The following is a 21,976-nucleotide window of genomic DNA, read 5'->3' on the forward strand; positions in this document are numbered from 1 at the left end:
GCGCCGTTGACGGAAATTTACATTTGCGTGCATCAGTAGTGCATTGAAATTGCAGACAAGTTTGATCGTTCAGGTCGGTTCAAAAATCTCTTTGGCCGCCAGCAGGAGAGCTATGCCTGTTGGATGTAGGGGGATGAAATGGAGCAAGCCGTTAAGCTGCCAGTACGACTGGCCGTTCCTTCATTGTCCGAGAGCAAGGCGGCGCGCCTTGTCGTTGTGGCCATCCTTTACTTTATGCAAGGCGTACCAGCCGGCTTGTCGACCGTGGGCATTTCGTCCTGGTTGGCGGCGAATGGCGCAACGCCGACGGAAGTTGGCGCCTTTGTGGGAATCGCTTTGCTGCCATGGTCATTGAAACTGGTGAACGGCCTGTTGATGGACCGTTTTACCTTTAGACCTATGGGACGCCGCCGGGTATGGATAATCACCGCGCAAGCCATGATGGTGATTGCCCTGCTGGCGATGGCGATGGCTGCGCCAACTGTTGATCAAATCGGCCTGTTGGCGGCCTTTTGCTTTGCCCTCAACCTTTGCGCCACCTTTAATGACGTTGCAGTAGATGGGATGGCTGTTGACCTGGTGCCTGATGAAGAGCGCACAATGGTCAATGGCCTTATGTCCGCTTCACAGGCACTCGGGATTTCGGCTGCCAGTTTTGTTGCAGGACAATTGCTTATGTCAGGTGATATCGCGTCGACGGCGCTGGTATTCGCTGCTTTTGTTGCCATCGTCTCGTCCGTGGTGGTGATCTTCCGCGAACGTCCTGGTGAGCGTTTGCTGCCATGGAGTAAAGGCTCGGCTTCCCGCGAATGTGAGGAACGGCAACACAGCGCATGGTTGCCAATCATTGCGGGAATATTCCGGTCGATCGTCTCGCCGCTTACCATATTGTTCCTGATGGCTGTCTTTCTAGTTCAGGTAAATTGGGCGTTTATTGACGCGGTGACTCCGACACTCGCCGTGCAGCAACTGGGTTGGGGCAGCGATAAATATTCCAGCTTTTCAGCGCTTGTTAGCCTGATCGCTGCCGTTGCCGCAGGCTTACTATCCCCGCTGATTGTACGCTTGGTTGGCTTGCGCAATGCCATCGGCACCCTGTTTGTTCTGGTGGGCAGTTGTGCAGTGATCGGCGGTGCGACCTTCGACAGCTGGCAGGGTGACCGAACCTTTATGATAGTCTTTGCGGCGCAATATGTTCTGAGCCTTCTGCTGATGATCCTGCTGGTCGTTTGGGCCATGCGCATTTGCAACCCTGCAGTGGCAGCAAGCCAGTTCGCACTGTTCATGGCAGTTCCCAATCTGGCTCGATCCGTGATGTCCGGTAATTCCGGCTGGCTGGTCGAAAGTGGTGGCTATGCCGTCACCTATTACACGGTCGCCGCGATCACGCTGGTGGCTCTCGCAATATGCCTACTTGCCAAAGTGGGAAATCCCGAGGCGGTACCAGAGGCGGCACTGCCCAAAGAAAAGTTCAACAATGAAGGAGAAGAAGAATGAAAATGATTAAACAAATGAAGATGGCAGCTGCGGCGATGGTGGTAACCCTGCCCATGGCATTGCCCACGGTGGTGCAAGCCCAGGAATTCCCGTTAGTCGCGGGTGAATATTCAAACGTTAGCGGTATTTATATCAAAGACGGCGGAGCGTTTAAATATGCAAACCATCTCGCTGGCGATTGGACCAAAGTTCAGGAATTTGCCAAATCCAAAGGCTGGATCAGCGACTATAAGATACTCATCAACGAGAACCAACGTGATGGCGAGCCGACACTTTATCTTATGACGACCTTTGCCAGCATTCCAGATGCAGCAGAATCAGAACGGCGAAACAAAGAATATGATGCTTTTATGAAATCTTCTGCCGAACAGCAGATAACAGCATCCGGCAACCGCGCCGAATATCGCACCGTGAAAAGCAGCATGCTTTTGCGCGAATATAAACCCCGATAGGCCGCCCTTAGGTCTTTCGAAAAGCACGCGAAAGCGATGCGTCCGGCGGATGGATTTGCGACCCTTCATCCGCCGGATTTTCAAGTACGCTTTGGGAGCAACCAAACACTGCCGCGCGAGACAAGCTTCAGAATTGTCTCGACTTAGATCCATCGAATTCGGCCAAGACGGTGCAAATGGTTCCACATCGCTTCTCCCTGAACAAATCTTAACGTCCGCTTTCGGGATATTGCGGTCACAAAGCTAAAGTCTGCTTTGGGAACAGATCCGGGCATCAAGATTCGTTAAGTATCTTTCCGGATTTGCCCAACCGCTTGGGCGTCTTAGATTCAATTCAAAATTGATGGTGAGCAGCTAGCAATCGGTGGGCGTTGGCCTAGGCAGTTTTCGTTGACCGGTTCTGGTCAAGCAGATGGCGGGGACTCCGAGTCAGGCGGCACAACTGAGACCAGTAGCAGATACGACTAGATTGGAGGGTCGCGGACGATGAGTGCCTTGTGGGCTAGCCGACATCACTTTCTTTGCCTATTGTTGGCGGCCATTGCTCTCCTCTGGGCAGTCTCCGCAGCCAGCGCCCAATCGTCATCCAGAGAAGCATATGTGATACGGCTTGAAGGAGCGATTGGCCCGGCATCGGCATCCTATGTTGCTGACGGGTTCGAACGGGCTCAGTCTTCCAACGCCGAGCTTGTGATTATCTTGATGGATACACCGGGTGGCCTTGATACATCCATGCGCAGGATTATCCAGGACATACTCGCGATGCCGATTCCGGTCGTGACCTATGTCCATCCAAGTGGCGCGCGAGCCGCAAGCGCCGGAACCTATATTCTATACGCCAGTCACTTTACCGCGATGACGCCTGGCACAAATCTTGGCGCTGCCACACCGATCCAGATCGGGGCCGTGCCCGCCCCAGAAGCCGACAAGGAGGGTGATGAAGGCGGAAATCCGCCGACGAACGCAGCCGCCCAAAAGGCGGTAAACGATTCTGTAGCCTATATCAGGTCTCTAGCAGAATTACGCGGCCGCAATGCAGAGTGGGCCGAAGCGGCAGTTCGCCAGGCCGAAAGCCTGTCTGCGAATGCCGCGCTCGATCAGGATGTCGTCGACATCGTTGCGCCGAACATAACGTCATTGCTGGAACAACTGGATGGAAAAGCGACAACCATCAACGGTGAGGAGTACAGGGTTGCAACCGCCGATATCACTATCACCGAATTTGAAGCTGACTGGGCAACACAGTTGCTTGCCACTTTAACCAATCCCAATATCGCCCTCGTATTTCTGATGATCGGTATGTACGGACTTATTTTCGAGTTCCTCAATCCCGGCGCGCTGGTGCCAGGAACAGTCGGTGCAATTTCCCTGTTGATCGCATTCTACGCCCTGGCCGTGCTGCCGGTCGATATGGTCGGCCTCGCGCTAATCCTGCTCGGTGTTGGGCTGCTGGTCGGCGAGGCATTTGCACCGTCATTCGGCATATTAGGTATCGGCGGTATCGTCGCCTTCTCCATCGGAGCGACGATGCTGTTCGACACCGACATATCGGAATTTCGTGTGGACTGGTCCGTAATTGCCGCGCTAGCGATATTCAGCGCTGGTCTACTTGTTTTCGTTTTGCGTATTGGAATCCGATCAATCGGACGCGAGGTCGTGTCGGGTGTCGAAGAACTGGTCGGCGCGTCTGCAATCGTGATCGACTGGGACAATGGTAAAGGTCACGTGTTCATCCATTCGGAACGTTGGAACGCGCAGGGACCCGCCAATCTTAGCGAAGGCCAAGAAGTGGTAGTCAACGGGGTTCAGAGCCTGAAGCTGAAGGTCTCGCGTGCACAAGGGCAAAGCGACCCTTCAAAAGGAGGATGAAATGGATTTTCTAAGCTACAGTTTCTATGGCCCGCTGATACTGCTGGTCGTCCTTTTCCTCTGGGCGGCGATAAAGATCCTGCGTGAATATGAACGAGCGGTGGTTTTCACTCTCGGCCGCTTCACGGGAGTAAGGGGTCCGGGATTGATCATTCTTATCCCGTTCATTCAACAAATTGTCAAAACCGATCTGCGAACAATCGTACTCGATGTGCCGACCCAGGATGTGATCTCGCGTGACAACGTGTCGGTCAAGGTCAACGCCGTGGTCTATTTCCGGGTCGTTGACCCCGAACTGGCCATTATCCAGGTCGAGGACTTTGTACAGGCGACGAGCGAGCTTGCCCAAACGACATTGCGTTCGGTCTTGGGAAAGCACGAGCTCGACGAAATGTTATCGGAGCGAGACAAACTTAACGAAGATTTGCAGGAAATCCTCGACAAGCACACGGATGCCTGGGGCATTAAGGTTGCCAATGTCGAGATCAAACACGTTGATATCGATGAATCGATGGTGCGCGCAATCGCCCGTCAAGCGGAAGCCGAACGCGAACGACGAGCGAAGGTGATCAATGCGGAGGGCGAATATCAGGCCGCCGCAAAATTGTTGGACGCGGCGCGGGTTTTAAGCGAAGCACCTGAAGCGATGCAACTTCGGTATCTTTCGACGCTGAACGTTATAGCCAATGAACAGAACAGCTCGACAATTATATTTCCCTTCCCGATGAATCTAGGTGATTGGATGGCGACGACGCAGGACTGAAGACGTTCGGGCTGATCAATACGCCATTCCAGGAGTGCCCACTAGTGTCCGCTTTCGGCATAAAGCCGACTCACGCATCACTTTCTCCCAAAGAGTTTTTCAATATCGCCATGCGCCAATTTAACCCAGGTAGGGCGACCATGATTGCACTGGCCTGAATGCGGGGTCACTTCCATTTCTCGCAGAAGCGCATTCATCTCCGCAACATTGAGCACGCGCCCTGCCCGCACCGACCCATGACAGGCCATGGTTGAGGCGACATGGTCAATCCGTTCCCTCAGTGATAATGCTTCGTCATAAGCCCCGAGTTCATCGGCCAGATCGGTGATCAGACCTTTGACATCGCCAGAGCCGAGCATTGCTGGCGTGGCGCGCACCAACATCGCAGTGGGGCCAAATCGTTCCAGCTCCAGCCCGAATTCGGACAGTTCCGCCTGACGTGCCTCCAGGCGGTCGCAGGCATTTTCATCCAGCTCCACAACTTCGGCCATCAATAGGGCCTGCGAAGCTACACTGCCGCCCTCAACGGCCTTGCGCATGCGCTCCAGCACCAACCGTTCATGGGCCGCATGTTGATCGACAATGACCAGTCCATCTTCTGCTTCAGCCACGATATAGGTCTTCGCCACCTGCCCTCGGGCAATGCCGAGCGGATGGCTGACCGCTTCAGGAACCGGTTCCGCCGCTTCTTCAGCCCGTCCCATCAAGGGTGCCAGTTCATCCGGATTTATTGCACCATACGGACTTTTATTGGCTTGTAATCCGCCAGCAGTTGCAGATGGATAAGGCTGCGAGGCTATCGTGGCTCTGCCCCCGCCCGCCCCTTGCGCCGTAAAAATGCTCGTTTGTGGATCCGGCGCCTGTGGTTCTGTTTGCCAATTGGCTAAAGCGGATTCTGCTGGTCGCTGGACGGCGCGAAAGCCGCCTTCGTCCAAAGCACGCCGCAAGCCGCTGACAATCATCCCGCGGATCATCGCCGGCTCGCGAAACCGCACCTCGGTTTTGGCCGGATGCACGTTCACGTCCACAAGCTCCGGCGGCATATCGATAAAGAGCGCCACAATAGGATGACGATCGCGCGCAAGCATTTCCGCATAGGCGCCGCGTACTGCACCGACCAACAGCCGGTCTTTCACGGGTCTGCCGTTGACGAACAGAAACTGATGATCGGCAACGCCGCGGTTATAGGTTGGCAGACCTGCGACACCAGACAGGCGAACCTCTTCGCGCACCAGATCAACCGCAACGCTGTTGGCGCGCAACTCCTTGTTGGTCAGCGCCGCCACCCGATCCGGACCGCTTTCACCGCCCTGCACTGCAATCGCCTTACGATTTTCATGGGTCAGGGTGAAACCGATATCAGGCCTAGCCATGGCAAGCCGCCGCACCACATCCACGCAGGCCGCATATTCACTGCGCGGCGTGCGCAGGAACTTTCTTCTGGCAGGGACTTTGGCAAATAGCTGTTCAACCCGCACTTTGGTGCCGGGCGGGATCGCTGCCGGTGCGTCGCTCTCGACTTCTCCATGGTTGACGATACGTGTCCAGCCATCTTCGCCCTCCACGCGGCTTTCGATGGTCAGTCGCGCAACACTCGCAATGGAGGGTAGCGCTTCGCCGCGAAAGCCCAATGTCGCGACCATTTCGATCGCTTCATCCGGCAGTTTGGACGTCGCGTGCCGTTCCAGCGCCAACGCAATGTCATCACGGGTCATGCCGCACCCATTGTCGGCCACCTCGATCAGATCGAGGCCACCCTGTTCGAGACGGATATTGATCTGGCTCGATCCGGCATCAATGGCGTTTTCGACCAGCTCTTTCAGCGCACTGGCCGGACGTTCGACCACTTCACCGGCTGCGATCCGGTTGATCAGGCTATTTGGGAGTCTTCTTATTGACATATCCGCATTCCTAGCCCAAGCGATCATGCCAAGCGACCCTTGATTGTGACTTAGTTTCTCGGGGGGATTTGCGGGACGATCCGAATGCTTAGCTTCATCCCCCGTTCAGCCAAAATGTCGCTATGGTTTTAGGGAACAGCGTTCGCTGTAAATATAAGAAAACACGGGTAAAAACATGGTATTTGGAAATCTGTTCAAGTTCAGGTCTCAGGACATGGCAATCGATCTGGGAACAGCCAACACGGTTGTTTACGTACGCGGTCAGGGAATCGTCCTCAACGAACCGTCGGTTGTTGCAATCGAAACGATCAATGGCATCAAGAAAGTCAAAGCAGTAGGCAATGATGCAAAGATGATGATGGGCAAGACGCCCGACAGCATCGAAGCGATTCGACCTCTGCGCGACGGTGTCATCGCCGACATTGATGTGGCTGAGCAGATGATCAAGCACTTCATTCAGAAAGTGAACGGCAAGAGCAAGCTGTTCAGCTATCCGGAAATCGTGATCTGTGTTCCCAGCGGTTCCACCTCGGTCGAGCGCCGCGCTATTCGCGATGCCGCTTCCAATGCCGGAGCCAGCCAGGTGTTTCTGATCGAAGAACCGATGGCAGCTGCTATCGGCGCCGACATGCCGGTTACAGAGCCGATTGGTTCGATGGTCGTTGACGTTGGCGGCGGCACGACGGAAGTCGCGGTTCTCTCGCTCCGCGGGCTGGCCTACACAACTTCTGTCCGCACCGGCGGCGACAAGATGGATGAGGCGATTGTCTCCTATGTCCGCCGTCACCACAATTTGCTGATTGGCGAGACAACGGCTGAACGGATCAAGAAAGATTTTGGCGTCGCTCAGGCGCCTGCTGATGGCGTGGGCCACACGATCCACATCAAGGGCCGTGACCTTGTAAACGGCGTCCCTAAGGAAATTTCGATCAATCAAGGCCAGATTGCCGAAGCGCTGAGTGAGCCTATTGGCACCATTATTGAGGGCGTGCGGATCGCTCTTGAAAATACGGCGCCGGAACTCGCCGCTGACATTGTTGATCAGGGCATCGTCCTGACCGGTGGCGGCGCTTTGATTTCTGGCCTGGATGAAGCGCTTAGTGACGAGACCGGATTGCCGGTAACCGTGGCAGAAGATCCCTTGGCCTGTGTCGCGATCGGAACGGGCCGCGCAATGGAAGACGATATGTTCCGCGGCGTGCTCACCACGGCTTGATGGATGATTTGACCAGAATGAAGAAATCGGGAGGATAAGCAAGCATGGCGCCGCCACGAAACCGGCGCCCAGGATTTTCCAAGCGGGCGCAATATAGCATATTCGCCAGCTACTTACTGGGCATATTAGGAGCTGTCGTCGGTCTCCTCCTGCTGCTTATCTCCATATTCGACCCTCAAGGCTTTGCTGTGCTGCGCACCATCGGCGCGGAAGCCACCGCGCCGGTTAGCAAAACCCTTTCTGAAGTCGGTGGAGCCACTGGCAATGCAGGCGATAATATCTCCGCCTATTTCAACGCGGCTTCCAAAAATGCGGCGATGGAACGTGAGTTGAGAAGCAACCGCATTGAGATACTGGAAGCCCGCGCGCTCAAACAGGAAAATGAGCGGCTGAAACGGCTGCTCGATCTGGATAAGGAAGTGCCCGATGCGATCGGTATGGCACGGTTGATCAGCTCGACATCTTCCAGTTCCCGCCGGATGGCAACATTGGGATTGGGTACGACCGATGGCATTTTAATCGGACAGCCAGTGCGCGCGCCGGAAGGCCTTGTGGGACGGGTGCTGGAGGCTGGTCCGACAACCGCCCGGATATTGCTGGTTTCCGATAGCCAGAATGTGATGCCCGTGAAACGCGCCAGTGACGAGCTGCCCGCCTTTGCTACTGGCCGCGCCGACGGTACCGTCGACATTCGACCGATCAATCTGGGTACCAATCCCTTCAAGGGCGGCGACTTGCTCATCACTTCGGGCAGCGGCGGCCTCTATGCACCGGGCATTCCGGTTGCCGTTGTGATCCGCAAGACCGATACCGGCGCCATTGCACGCATATTGGCCAATGCCGCTAAAGTCAGCCACGTCATCGTACAGCCGATGTTTCAGGCAGAGACCGTTGCGGCGATCGAGCAGGAAGAAATTGGCGGCGATGGTACGGAAACGGAAGGTAGCGAATAGTGGCAAAACCCTATCGTTCCCGGATCAATCGTCAGCCATCCCAGTTTCGCATTAAATTCATTCCGTCCATCACGGTCATAATGGGATCGATGATCACAGCCTTGCCGCTAGTTACCGACTATCCGATCCTGCCGCCAATGGGGCTTCTGGTGCTGCTCTCATGGCGCCTGATCCGTCCGGGCTACTGGCCGGTATGGGCTGGTTTTCCTCTCGGCATGATTGACGACATGTTCAGCGGACAACCCTTTGGCAGCGCCGCCTTTTTATGGTCGCTTGTGTTTCTGGCACTGGAAACACTCGATCGTCGCGGTGTCGGCAGGGATTATTGGCAAGACTGGCTTATCGCCTCCCTTTCCATCATTTTTGTGCTAATATGCGGCATGCTCGTGATCGATTTCCAATCCAATCTCCTCCGGCTCGAAATATTGGTGCCCCAGATTCTGCTTTCCATCCTCCTTTATCCATTCGTAACCCGCTTGATCGGCGCGATTGACAATTGGCGAGTGGCGGTATGAGTATCAGCGGGGGCAAGACGATTAGCGGTGCGGTTCAGGCACTGACATTTTCGCGGCGAGCCACGATCATTGGCGGTCTGCAGGTCGGTATCGGCGTCCTTCTCGCTGGGCGCATGGCCTATATTTCGGTGGCGGAGAATGAGCGCTACCAGCTTTTATCCGAAAGCAATCGGGTTAATCTGACACTGGTTCCACCGCGGAGGGGCTGGTTGATTGATCGCAACGGCAAACCGATCGCAAACAACAAGACCGATTTCCGTGTTGACCTGATTCCCGATCGCATGCGCGACAAAGAGAAAACCGTTGCGACACTGGCCCAGCTCTTATCACTGGATCAGGAAGAGATCGACCGGATCAACAAGGAACTGACACAGGCCAGCAGCTTCCAGCCCGTGCAGATTGCGACCGGACTGGACTGGGAGAAATTTGCTGCGGTCAGCGTGCGGCTGCCCGATCTTCCTGGTGTCTCGCCCCGACAAGGTTTTTCCCGCTTCTATCCGACGGGCGCTGCGGTTGGCCATCTGGTCGGCTATGTCGGGATTGCCTCTGCTGAAGATTATAAGGAAAACCCGGATCCGATATTAGTCACGCCAGGATATAAGATCGGCAAGGATGGTCTTGAAAAGACATTCGAGGACCGCTTGCAGGGAAAACCCGGTGCCAAGCGGGTCGAGGTCACCGCGCGCGGCAAAATCGTTCGGGAACTCGACAGCAGGCCGGACATTCCCGGAAAAGCCCTGCAACTGACTCTTGATGTCGATTTACAAGAATATGCCGCTCGCAGGCTCGGTCCGGAATCGGGTTCTGTGGTGGTGATGGATTGCGAGACTGGTGATATCCTCGCGATGACGTCCATGCCGTCTTTTGATCCCAACAGCTTTTCGGATGGCATCGGCCAGACCGAATATGGCATGTTACGCGACGACGATCATGTTCCCCTGCGTGACAAATCGTTAAAGGGTCTGTTTCCACCTGGTTCGACAATCAAGCCGATGGTGTCACTTGCCTTGCTGCGTGCTGGCATTGATCCGGATGAAACCGTTAGCTGCCCCGGCGGATTGCGGGTGGGCAATCGCTTCTTCAATTGCCACAGCACCCATGGCAGCGTGAACATGAAGCGGGCGAACGCCCAAAGCTGTGATACCTATTTCTATAAAATGGCCTTGCGGATTGGATATGACGCAATCGCGCTGATGGCGCGTGAACTCGGATTAGGTGCGAAATATGATCTGCCAGTTGCCTCGCAAAGCTATGGCACAGTGCCGGACACACAATGGATCAAAAAGCGCCATGACCGTGAATGGGCCAATTTTGATACAGTGAATAGCGCCATTGGACAGGGCTATTTCCTATCTAATCCCCTGCAGCTTTGCGTGATGGCCGCCCGTATGGCTTCGGGAAGGAAGCTGGAAGCCAAATTGCTGTTCGAACAAGACCGCCCCGCCGCAACACCGCTGGATATTTCTCCAGAGCATCTGTCCTATGTACGTGAAGCTATGAGTGAAGTGGTGAATGGCGCCGGCACGGCAAGACGCGCGCGACTGCCGCTCGAGGATATCAAATTGGGTGGTAAAACAGGAACGGCGCAAGTCGTCAGCTTGAAATATGGCCGTGGAGGCCGTGATGTCCCTTGGAAATTCCGCGATCATGGTCTGTTTGTCTGCTTCGCACCGGTTGAAAATCCGCGCTATGCTGCGTCTGTCGTGATTCAGCATGGGGGTGGCTCTTCATCTGCTTATCCGGTAGCGCGTGACGTCATGACTTTTCTATATGATCGCGAACAGGCAATGGAGAAGCTGGTGGCACTGGAGGAAAGCTGGGACGGAACCATCTCCGAACGCATGGATCGTCAGCTCGCTGCTTATCGCGCGCAGAAGGAGCTGGAAAAGGCAATAGCTGAAGGGCGCATACCCCCTCCTCAAACCGAAGCAAATGGCGAGGATTCTACTGCCGAAGTGGGGCAATAGGCATTGAACGATTTTATTCCTGCGCCCATTGCGCAACTTCCCTGGAAAACAATATTATTGCTGCTTGTCATGGCAAGTTTTGGTTTCGTCGTACTTTATTCGGCGGCCGGAGGTAGCCTGACGCCTTGGGCGGGCCTGCACATGATACGCTTTCTTGTTTTTCTCGCCATGGCCATCGTGTTTTCGCGATTGAAAGAGAATTTCTGGAAAACCATTGCCTTTCCTGTCTATATCGTCGTGGTTATCATGTTGCTGGGCGTAGAGTTCATCGGCGCTGTTCGCGGTGGTAGCCAGCGGTGGCTCAATCTCGGCTTCATTCGCATTCAGCCATCCGAATTGATGAAGCCTGCGATTATATTGGCGGTTGCACGTTTTTACGATCTCTTGCCAGCGGGCCAGATACGGACATGGGGCGCCATCTGGCCGCTATTGATATTGCTTTCTTTTCCTTGCGCCCTCATTCTGCTGCAACCAGATTTAGGCACCACGATCACCGTTGTAGCTGGTGCCATGACAGTTGCTTTTCTCGCCGGACTGCCGATGCGTCTTTTTGTCGGTGGAGCAGCGGCCGTTGCCGTCATCGCCCCTATCGCCTTTTTCTTTGGACTCGAAGATTATCAACAGCGCCGGGTCACCACCTTCCTCAACCCCGAAAATGATCCCCTGGGTGCTGGCTATCATATCAGCCAGTCCAAAATCGCGATCGGGTCTGGCGGGATATTTGGCAAAGGCTTTTTGAACGGCACACAAAGCCATCTCGATTATCTGCCTGAAGGCCATACAGACTTTGTCTTTGCCACCATGGCAGAAGAATGGGGCCTGATGGGCGGTGTTGCGGTGCTGACCGGCTTCTTCCTGTTGTTCCGCTGGGGTCTTGGAGTCGCGATGAAGGCAAAGACGCGCTTCTCTCAGCTTTTGGCCGCTGGTCTTTCGACAACGATATTCTTTTATGTTGCCATCAACCTGATGATGGTCATGGGCCTTGCGCCCGTGGTCGGCATTCCCCTGCCCTTCCTCAGTCACGGCGGATCGTCCATGATGACCATCATGATCTGTATCGGAATGCTAATGGCGATAGACCGCCATCCGGGCCGCCGCAGCGGAACCTTCGGATAAAGTCAAGATCGTCCTTCAACGGTTGTTCTGCGAACAGTCCAACCTATATACGCCTTGTAACAAAAATAGGGACGCTTAGCTCAGTTGGTAGAGCAGCTGACTCTTAATCAGCGGGTCACAGGTTCGAACCCTGTAGCGTCTACCATTTTCGCGGATCTAAAAATAATGCGGGGCATTATTTTCCGCGAAAATCCCGAGCGCAAGCGAAGGGTGACCTGACGCCGGCGTTACAGGTATCAAACCCGAAACAGTTTCAATTGCAGCCATCACAAATAATGCCAGCACGCTCGCCCTGTTCTGGAACATGGTCTGCTTTATCCCGAAAGCGGACATTAGAACAAAACCGTTCAACATCACCAGATATGGTCAAAAACAACAGATGGATATTGAACTGCTATTCGATTGCTTCTGCAAGACTGGTTTCGATCTTTGTGGTCGTGCTGACCACTATTTTTACTCTGTCTTTGATCAAACTATCCGGCAAATTTTTACCGAATCTCCATTTGGCTTGATCACACAAGGCCTTTTCTTGTTCTTCGGTTACGAAATGTCCATATTTGCAAGAAGAGATCGTACCATCTTTTTCTCTCATCAAAGTGATTTTGCTAGTGGTGGAAAATTCGTTCGGTAAAATTAGGCCTGGCCTTTGAGTAGACGTTTGCTGAGTGGGCATTTGCCAACGAATACGGCTGCTCCAATTTCCAATGATCGCTTTGCCAGCTTCATCTCTCGCGGGACGAAAACGTGCGCGTTCCGTGATCTTGTTGCAGGTTGTATAGTCCAATGCTGCTGATCCACTAGAAGTAGTAACTTCACAAGACTGGACCAATCCATCCATTCCTATTGTCAGTGCGAAACTGGTTGTACCTTCGACTCTATTGCGAAGTGCTTCCTGAGGATAATCAATTCTGTTTATCCAATTACCCGGATTGCCTGCTGGTACAGGACCAGATGATGCATTTTGAATCGGCGAAGTCGAAGCAATCATAGCGATAATGCTAAAGATCATAACATAGTCTCCGTGAAATTAGTGCCCTGACGCTAAAGTGGCGATGAGCAACAAGCAATCATATTGATTATCTCATAGTAGCCGCAATATCCCGAAAGCGGACTCTACCCTAGACCACTTCTAGCTTCTTATTCTGGGGGTGGTAGCGGTCTGTCGGTTTCAGGACGAACTGTCCGAGAAGTAGACATAGCAGAACCTCAAGTCTCAAAGACCTGTGTTTTCCATAAATGTGCCCGCTACTCCTGCGACACAGGAGCCTATCAAAGTGAAGCTAATCATTGAAAATATGGATAGTTCGGCACCGAAAATCGCATTTATAACTGCGACCACTGGGAATATAATGAACCCAGAAACGAAATAAAATGCGCCGCGCCGAGGATTGAAATCAAAGGTTTTAGCCTTCGGATCAGGTGGATCGCGGAGCACCCAAAGTGAAATTAGGCCAATCACCACTAGTGGCAGCCAAACCCAGACCGGCCAATATTGCCCCTCTTTTAAAATCCATGCCTGTACGAGACCAGCTAAGCAGAGAATGGCAATGCCAAAATATGCCAACAACTCTTTATTGATCATGTCGTCGCGCTAGCCTTTTGGTCATCCGTCACGTTGATTGGGCCATGCCATAGAGAAAACATGTCTGCAATGGTGACAAGTTTACACGATCCTGAATGGCTAAAAATTGGGTCGCTAGCGGAAGGTCAGCTATCGGTTTTTAACGTCCGCTTTTACGCCCATAGCAGACACCAGCGTTATGCCTGCAATATCCCGAAAGCGGACGCTAGAAAACATCACATCTTTAAACCTCATCGACCGATAACATAGATGATCGTTGATCTATGGTTTTGAAACAGCCAATGGAAACGAGCGCTACGAACCGTCAATCATGGAGTTGAATTTTGGAGGGAACTGGGAAGGTAATTGTACTCAATGGGGCGTCCAGTTCAGGAAAATCCACTCTCGCTCGTGCACTTCAATTTGAATTGACTGACACATATTTGCATTGTCAACTTGACGCATTCTGGAACATGACACCTCCAACAATTCCGGCAAGTTCCGCAAATTTCCCTAGAATGAAATTGGCTATGGCTAAATCGGTCAAAGCATTGGCGGAAACTGGCCACAACGTCATAGTCGACATAATATACAGTGGACTAAAATCGCACTTGGAGTTTTCCAGTACCCTCGATGGGATTGGTGTACTTGTGATAAAGCTCGATTGTAAGCTGGATGAACTGGAAAGACGAGAATTGGAGCGCGGGGATCGTAAGTTAGGTTTGGCAAAATCACAGCTTGATGTGGTCCATGAGGAGATCCCTTATGATCTGGAATTGGACACTTCGATTTCATCTCCAGCGGAATGCGTTGAGGAGATTGTCGCTAGAATCAATCTTCTAGGCCTCTGAACAATTTCTGACGACAGCTATATCCCGAAAGCGGACATTGATTAGCCACGAAAATGGCTTGGTGGATGATTTGTCCAATGTTTGAAAGCGCGTCGGAAATTTACGGTTTCGCTATATCCTAGTCGATGGGCAATTTGATCGATATTGAGCTGCGTGTTTCTTAGATAGTCCAACGCCAGATTTTTCCGGACATCATCCTGCAGAGCACGAAAGGATGTCTGCAGGCTAGTCAACTTTCGGCGCAAGGTGCGAGAGCTCATGGCCAGTTCTGATGCCACCTGTTCCATACCTGACATATTGCCCGGATTACGAAGCAATTCGCGTCTCACTGTCAGCATGAAATCATCTTCATCGCGATTTCGCTGCACCATTTCTTCGGTGAGCTTCAGGCAAATTCTTGCGCTTGCGGCATCGGAATTGCGCAGTGGCCTATCAGTAGGGGCACGGGTCCACAGGATATTGCGGTCCGCATTGTAATGGATAGGGCAATCAAAATATTCTTCATATTTGCGCGAGTATACGGGCTTAGGATAGGTGAGACTGATCTCCAGCGCACGCACCGGTTCTTGGAGATATTCCGACGCGACTTTGCATATACCCATCATATTTTCTTCAACACAAAAAGGCACAAGCCGCTCAGCCGGATAGACAGGAGTCATTTCTATACGCTGACGAGAATCTTCAATAGCTGTCCGTGTTTGCATTAGACTTGGTGCCGCTTGGTAATATTTCGGGCCAATCTCTGCAGCTTCAAGTTCGCTCGCGCTGCTCATTAAGGCATAGCCCAAGACACCCCAGGTACCGATTGTTTCCGAATCGCCGACCTTTAGCCCAAGCCAGGGAGTCGGTGACAACCTTAGGGCCGCATTGATCAGGGCGAACATTTGATGAAAGCTCAAATAGCTGTCTTCTGATGCCAACTGGCCATGATCAAAATCGAGTCTCGAAAAAAGCTGATGTGCCGGAATTCCTTGCTCTCCAAGGATATCCAAGATCAAGTTTGCAATCTGCGGTGACAGAACAGGTCGGTCAAAATGGTCCTGATTTGGATTCATATCTCTTGTCCGAAAATGATACCCTTATTGTCCGGAGCTAACCTGTCCCATTGGAATTGGCCAGTTAAATATGGCTTCGAAACAAACACAGGAGAGAAAAATGGCAATACCTGAAGTCATCAATCACCAAGACAGACTGCTAACGGTTAACATTAACGATCAAGAGCCAGTCCAACATCCAACCGATGGGTATTTTATCCAACCGCTATTTCTGGATCCTGAAAATGGTACTTGGGTCCTATTCGCAAAATTTCCTCCTGGCACCTTGCTGCCACGTCATTTCCATACCGGTACGGTGCATTTCTTGACGACAAAAGGGACATGGAACTACGTTGAATATCCCGAGGACAAACAGATAGCTGGAAGCTATCTTTATGAACCAGGCGGCTCGATCCACCAATTCATGGTGCCTGAAGAGGCTGAAGAAAATGCCGAAGGTTTCATGGTCGTGACTGGTGCCAACATCAATTATGACGATGAAGATCAGTTGGTTGATATAACTGATGCCGGAACAATTGAGCAGGCTGTTCTGGGCGTATGCCAGATGATGGGCCGCGATGCTCCGCGCTACATCAAGCCAGGTGCATCAGCAGGTTTCTCCTTCGGATAATTTAATCAAAGGAGAGAGCCATGAAGGTCGCGATTATAGGCGCCGGAATTGCTGGTTTGGCCGCCAGCCATGAATTTTCAAAACTCGGTCACGATGTGGAAATATATGAAGCATCTGACCGTGCGGGCGGGCGGGGGAAATTGCTGAACCGCCCTGGCACGGATGATTGGGCCGATGTCGGGTCTCAATATTTTCATTCCAACTACACCAATGGTCTGCGGATTATTGATGAGTTGGGGCTCTCTCCCAAATTAAAAAAAATCACAGGCAGCAGCAGAATGTTCACCGGCAAAAATCTAGGTGAATCCTACCTGCTCAGCCCGCGATTACCTTGGATCAATCCCGGCGGAATATCCGGCAATCTGAAAGTCGCCTATTACATGGCGAAGATGCTGCTCAAAAACCGGTCACATACCTTTGCAGCCGAGGCTAAGCAGGCACCTTATGATGCGCAATTGGCCATGGACTCAACATCAGAAGCATTTGTTCAAAACCATATTGTTCGGATGCTGACCATGGTCGGGGGGCTCAGCGAACCTGAGGATATGCGGGTCAACATGCTGCAAATATACCGTTTGCTCAAAATCATCATGCTGACCGATTATGTCTCGCTGGAAGGCGGTACTGCCACTCTGCATGCCGAGCTCGCGAAGCGCGCCACCATTCAATATAACAGCCCGGTAAAAGGTCTTCGTCAGGAGGGCGGAGCAGTAACTGACCTCGTTCTGCAAAATGGTGACATTGTCGAAGCCGACCATATCGTGGTGGCAGCACACGCCCCAAACGCGGCCAAAATTGTCCCTTCCGAATGGCAAAAGGAAAAGGACTATCTTTCCGCCATAGAGATGCCTCCTGCCATTCTCGTATCCTTTTTCTTGGACTGCTCCCTCGAAAAAGATGTCTGGACCTATTTCCTGCCGTTTGAGAACCGGGACAAGAAAGGCACGGTCACATTCTGTGTTGATACGCACCAAAAAAGCCCCGGAAATACGCCATCCGGTAGGGCCACTTTGCAGGCATGGATCATCAGTCCGCAGTCAGAGCCATTGATGGACAAACCAGATGATGAAATCGCGCAAATCGCGCGCCGGGATATCGCGTCATACCTGCCGCATGTTGATAATCACATCGAAGGATATGCGGTCACGCGCCATAAACACGCGGTTCCACAATCCTCTGTTGGCCATAATGAACGCACACTCGCATTTCTGGAATCAGTAGACAATCGGGCAGGTGTGTCGTTCTGCGGCGATTACATGTCGGGCGGATACATGGAAAGCGCGCTGTGGAGCGTGCAGCGCGCGATTGAAAAATTCACTCAAGATGACGGTTCAAAAGTCGCAGCCTGAGGGCACGCTCGGATCTGAAAAAAGGAAAGTTATAGATGGCAACTCTCAACCCAGAAATTCCCGGCCGAAAGCTTGCTGCTTTAGCTGCGATCGTTTCACTTCCGTTCGCCTACCTGACCCAGTTTCTGTTTATGACTGCATCCGATGGCGAAGTGGCAATGTTTCAAAGCGGGGATCAGATGATGGGCCTGGCGGCTGACAAAGCTGGACTATTCTATGCTGCAATGTGGACGGATGTGCTGGGCTATTATCTGATTTTCATACCGGTCATCGTCTATGCGTGGAAAGCGCTGCGACATATTGATGAAAACCTGACGGATATCGCTTTCCTATGCGGCCTAATTTATTGCCTATTGGGCTCTTTCGGTGCCGTTCAGATGGCAGGTGCGTTTGAAGCGCTACATGCTGGTCAGTCAGCCGGAACGGCCGCTGCTTGGGAAGCCTCAATCGGCGGCAACTGGCGCGGCTATTGGTTGCTGGAGGCAATCCTGGTGGCCATTTGGCTAGGCGGCTTGGCAAAACTGCTTTCTGCCATTGGCTTGAAAGCTCTGGGCCTCAGTGCAGCCGCGCTGTCCGCCATCTGGGTTGTTCAATTCATAACATCGCATGCCGGAATGGTGGAGATATCGGACGCCGCTTTGGCCCTGGTGGTAGTGCTTTCACCGCTATGGTCGGCTTGGCTCGGCGTAGCATTGCTGCGTGGCGAAAAAAAGGGAGGGAGCTGATGTCGCAACCTTGGTTTTACACGGATAAGGTAAGCGCCGCACCGGGAGAAACGGTGGCAATATTCGCTAGCGCGCCCAATTCACCCTGCACCCTTAGCATAAGCCGCGTCGGGAAAGAGGTGCAGCAAGTCGCAAAATTCGATGGAATTGAGATTGACGAGCACGAGATACCAAAAGACGCAGACACTAATGGTTGTGGCTGGTCGGCGGCATTCTCTTTCGAAATCGAAGAAGATTGGGAGACCGGCTATTATGATCTGACACTCACTGGACCAGATGGTGCACAAAGCCAGCATTTCATCTGTTTGCGCAAAGGCAGTGATGCCCCCAAGGCGAAAGCCGCGATCATTCTATCCACCAATACCTATGCTGCCTATAATTATTGGGGCGGGCGCAATGCCTATGCCGACGTGATTGGGTTGATGGAGGGCAAGGTCACGCCCGATGAATCCCGTGACGGTGCCATTGGCCGACTATCGCGCATGCGCCCCTATCCCCAGGGTCTATTTGCACCTCCGGGCGATCCTCCCCGCCTTATCAACTATGAACCGCGCAATGTTGGTGAAATGCCAATCCCCGGGAACATGGAATGGGCGATGAAGCACCAACCTACTCCCTATGACGGTTCCGCCTGTTTCCTGAAAAAGTGGGAGCACGTCTTTGTCCAATGGGCCGAGAAGCATGGCTACGCGATTGATTATCTGACCGATCATGATTTCGAGACCAACGCCACTGTGCTGGCCGGATATGAAACCGCTATGGTCGTTGGGCATAGTGAATATTGGTCGGTCAACCAGCGCTTTGGAATCGAGCATTTCATCGAACAAGGCGGCAATTTCGTCAGCTTTTCCGGCAATACCTGTTATTGGAAAATCCGTTGGGAAGATGATGGCCAGACGATGGTCGCGCATAAATGGGCTGGTGAAGAAAATGACCCGCTGTGGGCTAATCCATCGACCCGCAAAGATGCGACCCACTTATGGTCTCATCCGGCTTTCGAGGCACCGGAAGCCCGCTTCCTTGGGTTATCCTTCCTCTATGGCGGCTATCACCGCATCGCAATGTGCGCTTCCAGAGGCAGCGCGGCCTATACTATCTACAACGATACGCATTGGGCACTCGACGATACTGATCTATATTATGGCGATATAGTCGGCGGCGACGTGCCCTTGATCGGCTATGAGAATGATGGTTGCCCGATACAATTTGGCGAGGACGGTTTGCCGAAACCTGCTGGCGGTCTTGGTGTTCCGGAAAATCTCGAAATTATTGCCATGGCGCCAGCCACACTGGCTGAATCAGATCGCAGTCCTTTCCCCAAGGTAATCCCTCTGGAAGATCGGGAAATTCTAACGCGGGTCACGTTTGGAGAAGACACGCCGCAGACACGTGCCAGGCTGATGCGCGGTCATGCGGTCATGGCTAGTTTCAAATGTGGCAAGGGTGAAGTGTTCAACGCAGGAACCACCGAATGGGTGCATGGACTGGCGGCGCAGAACAGCTTTGTAGAGCAGATCACTAAAAATGTGTTCACACGCTTTGGATTGCAGTCGAAAACGGACGCAACCTCGTAAGCGGGATAGCCATGTCAAATAGTCAGATAAAAAAATCTATTGTCATTACCGGAGGGGCTGCTGGCATCGGCCTTGCGACCGCCCGCAAACTGTCTGCAAGTGGCTGGTTTGTTGGTCTGATCGATCTCAACGAAGAAAATCTGGAACAAGCCAAGAAACATTTTCCAACCGGTCGGATTGCCACAGCAGTTGCAGATGTATCATGCCAAGAATCCTTTGGCCGGGCTCTGGAACATATCATCGGCAAATCCGGAGGGATAAATGCCATTTTCAACAATGCCGGCGTGTTAAATGATGGTGAATTTTCTGACCTGGCGTTGGAAAAACACAATCAGACAGTAAGTGTTAATGTTCTGGGTGTGATCAACGGCTGCTATCTCGCAAAACCCCATCTTCAAGATCAACCAGGAATAAAGCATGTCATAAATATGTCATCGGCCTCAACTACCTACGGAATACCCGGCCTATCTACCTACAGCGCAACAAAAATATTCGTCGAGCATCTAAGCGAGGCCCTGGATGTTGAGTGGGGAGAAGATGAAATTAAGGTAACGACAATAGCCGTCCCATTTGTCCAAACAGCTATGCTGAAGGGCGATTCCGAGGCACTGGAAGAATATGTCGAACGACAGAAGAAACTCGTTCAGCCGAAAGATGTGGCGGACAGGGTAGAGAGAATTCTGACCTCTCCTGTTTCTGGTCCGGTGCACGAAGTGATGACTGGATCGCTAAAGGCGCAAAAGTTGCTGCGACGTATGCTGCCCAATTTGGCGATGCGGAAAATCATGCAGCGAAGTTTTACAAAAGCGCAAACAGAAGCGGCTTTGGAAGGAAAGTAGGATGGCACTTACCTTCGTAGATGGAAATAAAAGGGCGCTATCGCCGATCCAACGGTCGTATGAAATCGCAATGGGAAATCAATGATGTTAGGTTGCAAATCAAGTTTTTTGACTGTGTCTATGGTGCTTTTATTGTCAGCTTGTGGTCTCGCAGAGCAAAAGGAAACAGCAGCCGAGCCTCGACCAGCAAAACTGTTAAAAATTACTCAGGCATCGACACAAGAGAGCGACAGCCTGCCTGCAGTGGTAAGGTCGGTGAGAGCAACCGATTTGGCCTTCCAAGTGGGCGGTCAAATCACCAAATGGAATGCTATTGGTGGACAGGATGTTCGAAAAGGTGAGGTTCTGGCAGCCCTTGATGCGCGAAGTTTTCGCAACGCGGTCGCTCAGGCTGAGGCCCAGTTCCGAAATGCCGATAGCGAGTATCAACGGGCGCTGCGACTTATCAAAGAGGATGCAATCTCGCGCAGTGTAGTTGAAAGTCGGTTAGCTCAACGTCTTGTGGCGCAGGCAGAATTGGATAATGCTCGCAAGAATCTTGGAGATACCGTCTTAAGGGCACCATTTACTGGCTATATCGGCAAGACATTTGTCGAACAGTTTCAAAATGTACAACCTCAATCTCCTATTGTGACGCTGCAAAGCAGCTCCGTCGAAGCAATTGTCAATGTACCCGGCAGCTTTGTCCTCAATTCCAACAAGGTTCGATTTTTCAACACGTTCGTTGAGCTAGATGCCGCTCCAGGTCGCAGATTTCCGGCAACTTTCACTGAGGCAACGGGACAAGCTGACCAATCCACTCAGACATTTGAAGGACGTTTCAGGTTCGCTCCCCCCAATGACCTGGTGGTGTTAGGTGGTATGACTGCCACTCTGTTTTTCGATACCGAACTGACAGATAAAAACGACACTGCAACGCCCGGTGTCTCGGTACCGCTTTCTGCGATCATGACAGAGGCAGGTAAAAAATATGTCTGGGTGGTCAAACCAGTTGAACGCAAAATATATCGACGGGAAGTCAAGCTAGCTGATGGTGTTGGTAAAACCATGATTGCAACCTCGGGATTGAAGGTTGGCGAAACCATTGTCGCTGCGGGTGGCACCTATTTGAGTGCGGGCGAACAAGTCCGTCCTTGGAAGCCATAAGAGAGTTGGACTGACCC

20 protein-coding genes and 1 tRNA gene are annotated in these 21,976 nt (G+C 52.5%); 17 read left to right on the top strand and 4 right to left on the bottom strand.

The annotated features are described in order from the left end of the window. Positions 1-138 precede the first annotated feature (138 nt). The 4 genes from DG177_RS03365 (at position 139) to DG177_RS03380 (ending at position 4,581) form a co-directional block, all read left to right on the top strand. Entirely contained in the window at positions 139-1,497 is a 1,359-nt protein-coding gene (locus DG177_RS03365) for an MFS transporter (protein WP_108810205.1), read from the top strand. Further along, positions 1,494-1,949, top strand: coding sequence for a hypothetical protein (locus tag DG177_RS03370; protein WP_108810206.1), 456 nt, complete (start codon positions 1,494-1,496; stop codon positions 1,947-1,949). The genes DG177_RS03365 and DG177_RS03370 overlap by 4 nt, the downstream gene beginning before the upstream one ends. Positions 1,950-2,549: 600 nt before the next feature. Then, a complete protein-coding gene (locus tag DG177_RS03375) occupies positions 2,550-3,818 on the top strand; it encodes an NfeD family protein (protein ID WP_337658473.1) in 1,269 nt (422 codons plus the stop codon). A 1-nt stretch (position 3,819) separates the two neighbouring features. Further along, on the top strand, positions 3,820-4,581 hold the full coding sequence (locus DG177_RS03380) for an SPFH domain-containing protein (protein ID WP_108810208.1): 762 nt from the start codon (positions 3,820-3,822) through the stop codon (positions 4,579-4,581). Positions 4,582-4,658: 77 nt separating this feature from the next. On the opposite strand, the gene mutL is transcribed toward DG177_RS03380, so the two are convergent. Beyond that, positions 4,659-6,482: a DNA mismatch repair endonuclease MutL gene (gene mutL / locus DG177_RS03385; RefSeq protein ID WP_108810209.1), complete on the bottom strand. Its 1,824-nt coding sequence runs from the start codon at positions 6,480-6,482 to the stop codon at positions 4,659-4,661. Between the two features lie 175 nt (positions 6,483-6,657). Here mutL and DG177_RS03390 point away from each other — a divergent pair, with 175 nt between their 5' ends. From DG177_RS03390 to DG177_RS03415, 6 genes are all read left to right on the top strand, one after another. Further along, positions 6,658-7,698: a rod shape-determining protein MreB gene (locus tag DG177_RS03390; protein WP_108810210.1), complete on the top strand. Its 1,041-nt coding sequence runs from the start codon at positions 6,658-6,660 to the stop codon at positions 7,696-7,698. 44 nt (positions 7,699-7,742) lie between these two features. Beyond that, positions 7,743-8,651 (top strand): rod shape-determining protein MreC, encoded by a 909-nt coding sequence (gene mreC, locus DG177_RS03395; protein WP_108810211.1) that lies wholly within the window; start codon positions 7,743-7,745, stop codon positions 8,649-8,651. Continuing rightward, on the top strand, positions 8,651-9,166 hold the full coding sequence (gene mreD / locus DG177_RS03400; protein WP_337658474.1) for a rod shape-determining protein MreD: 516 nt from the start codon (positions 8,651-8,653) through the stop codon (positions 9,164-9,166). Before mreC ends, mreD begins: the two co-directional genes overlap by 1 nt. Beyond that, positions 9,163-11,133: a penicillin-binding protein 2 gene (gene mrdA / locus DG177_RS03405; RefSeq protein ID WP_108810212.1), complete on the top strand. Its 1,971-nt coding sequence runs from the start codon at positions 9,163-9,165 to the stop codon at positions 11,131-11,133. The genes mreD and mrdA overlap by 4 nt, the downstream gene beginning before the upstream one ends. A gap of 3 nt (positions 11,134-11,136) precedes the next feature. Beyond that, the gene (rodA, locus tag DG177_RS03410) at positions 11,137-12,249 is read left to right on the top strand and encodes a rod shape-determining protein RodA (RefSeq protein WP_108810213.1); all 1,113 of its coding nucleotides are present in this window, start codon (positions 11,137-11,139) and stop codon (positions 12,247-12,249) included. Between the two features lie 69 nt (positions 12,250-12,318). Continuing rightward, positions 12,319-12,394 (top strand) — tRNA-Lys (locus DG177_RS03415). 249 nt (positions 12,395-12,643) lie between these two features. Here the strand turns inward: DG177_RS03415 and DG177_RS03425 are convergent. Further along, positions 12,644-13,258: a TonB family protein gene (locus DG177_RS03425; protein ID WP_108810215.1), complete on the bottom strand. Its 615-nt coding sequence runs from the start codon at positions 13,256-13,258 to the stop codon at positions 12,644-12,646. Between the two features lie 204 nt (positions 13,259-13,462). Continuing rightward, positions 13,463-13,831: a hypothetical protein gene (locus DG177_RS03430; RefSeq protein ID WP_108810216.1), complete on the bottom strand. Its 369-nt coding sequence runs from the start codon at positions 13,829-13,831 to the stop codon at positions 13,463-13,465. A 323-nt stretch (positions 13,832-14,154) separates the two neighbouring features. On the opposite strand from DG177_RS03430, the gene DG177_RS03435 reads away from it, so the two are divergent. Next, positions 14,155-14,661: a chloramphenicol phosphotransferase CPT family protein gene (locus DG177_RS03435; RefSeq protein ID WP_337658475.1), complete on the top strand. Its 507-nt coding sequence runs from the start codon at positions 14,155-14,157 to the stop codon at positions 14,659-14,661. Positions 14,662-14,702: 41 nt separating this feature from the next. Here the strand turns inward: DG177_RS03435 and DG177_RS03440 are convergent, their stop codons facing one another. After that, positions 14,703-15,716: an AraC family transcriptional regulator ligand-binding domain-containing protein gene (locus DG177_RS03440; RefSeq protein ID WP_108810218.1), complete on the bottom strand. Its 1,014-nt coding sequence runs from the start codon at positions 15,714-15,716 to the stop codon at positions 14,703-14,705. 100 nt (positions 15,717-15,816) lie between these two features. Here DG177_RS03440 and DG177_RS03445 point away from each other — a divergent pair, with 100 nt between their 5' ends. The 6 genes from DG177_RS03445 to DG177_RS03470 all read left to right on the top strand — a co-directional run bounded on the left by DG177_RS03445 (position 15,817) and on the right by DG177_RS03470 (position 21,959). Continuing rightward, positions 15,817-16,326 carry a cupin domain-containing protein gene (locus DG177_RS03445; RefSeq protein WP_108810219.1) on the top strand — a complete coding sequence of 170 codons (510 nt, stop codon included), beginning with the start codon at positions 15,817-15,819 and terminating at the stop codon, positions 16,324-16,326. Positions 16,327-16,346: 20 nt separating this feature from the next. Then, entirely contained in the window at positions 16,347-17,675 is a 1,329-nt protein-coding gene (locus tag DG177_RS03450; RefSeq protein WP_108810220.1) for an FAD-dependent oxidoreductase, read from the top strand. Positions 17,676-17,710: 35 nt separating this feature from the next. Then, positions 17,711-18,400 carry a hypothetical protein gene (locus DG177_RS03455; protein WP_108810221.1) on the top strand — a complete coding sequence of 230 codons (690 nt, stop codon included), beginning with the start codon at positions 17,711-17,713 and terminating at the stop codon, positions 18,398-18,400. After that, complete coding sequence (locus DG177_RS03460) at positions 18,400-19,974, top strand: N,N-dimethylformamidase beta subunit family domain-containing protein (RefSeq protein WP_108810222.1); 1,575 nt, start codon at positions 18,400-18,402, stop codon at positions 19,972-19,974. The genes DG177_RS03455 and DG177_RS03460 overlap by 1 nt, the downstream gene beginning before the upstream one ends. A gap of 11 nt (positions 19,975-19,985) precedes the next feature. Further along, complete coding sequence (locus DG177_RS03465) at positions 19,986-20,813, top strand: SDR family NAD(P)-dependent oxidoreductase (RefSeq protein ID WP_108810223.1); 828 nt, start codon at positions 19,986-19,988, stop codon at positions 20,811-20,813. Between the two features lie 120 nt (positions 20,814-20,933). Further along, entirely contained in the window at positions 20,934-21,959 is a 1,026-nt protein-coding gene (locus DG177_RS03470; RefSeq protein ID WP_337658476.1) for an efflux RND transporter periplasmic adaptor subunit, read from the top strand. The last annotated feature ends 17 nt before the right edge of the window (positions 21,960-21,976 follow it).

Source organism: Sphingorhabdus sp. Alg231-15 (assembly GCF_900149705.1).
Classification (GTDB): Bacteria; Pseudomonadota; Alphaproteobacteria; order Sphingomonadales; family Sphingomonadaceae; genus Parasphingorhabdus.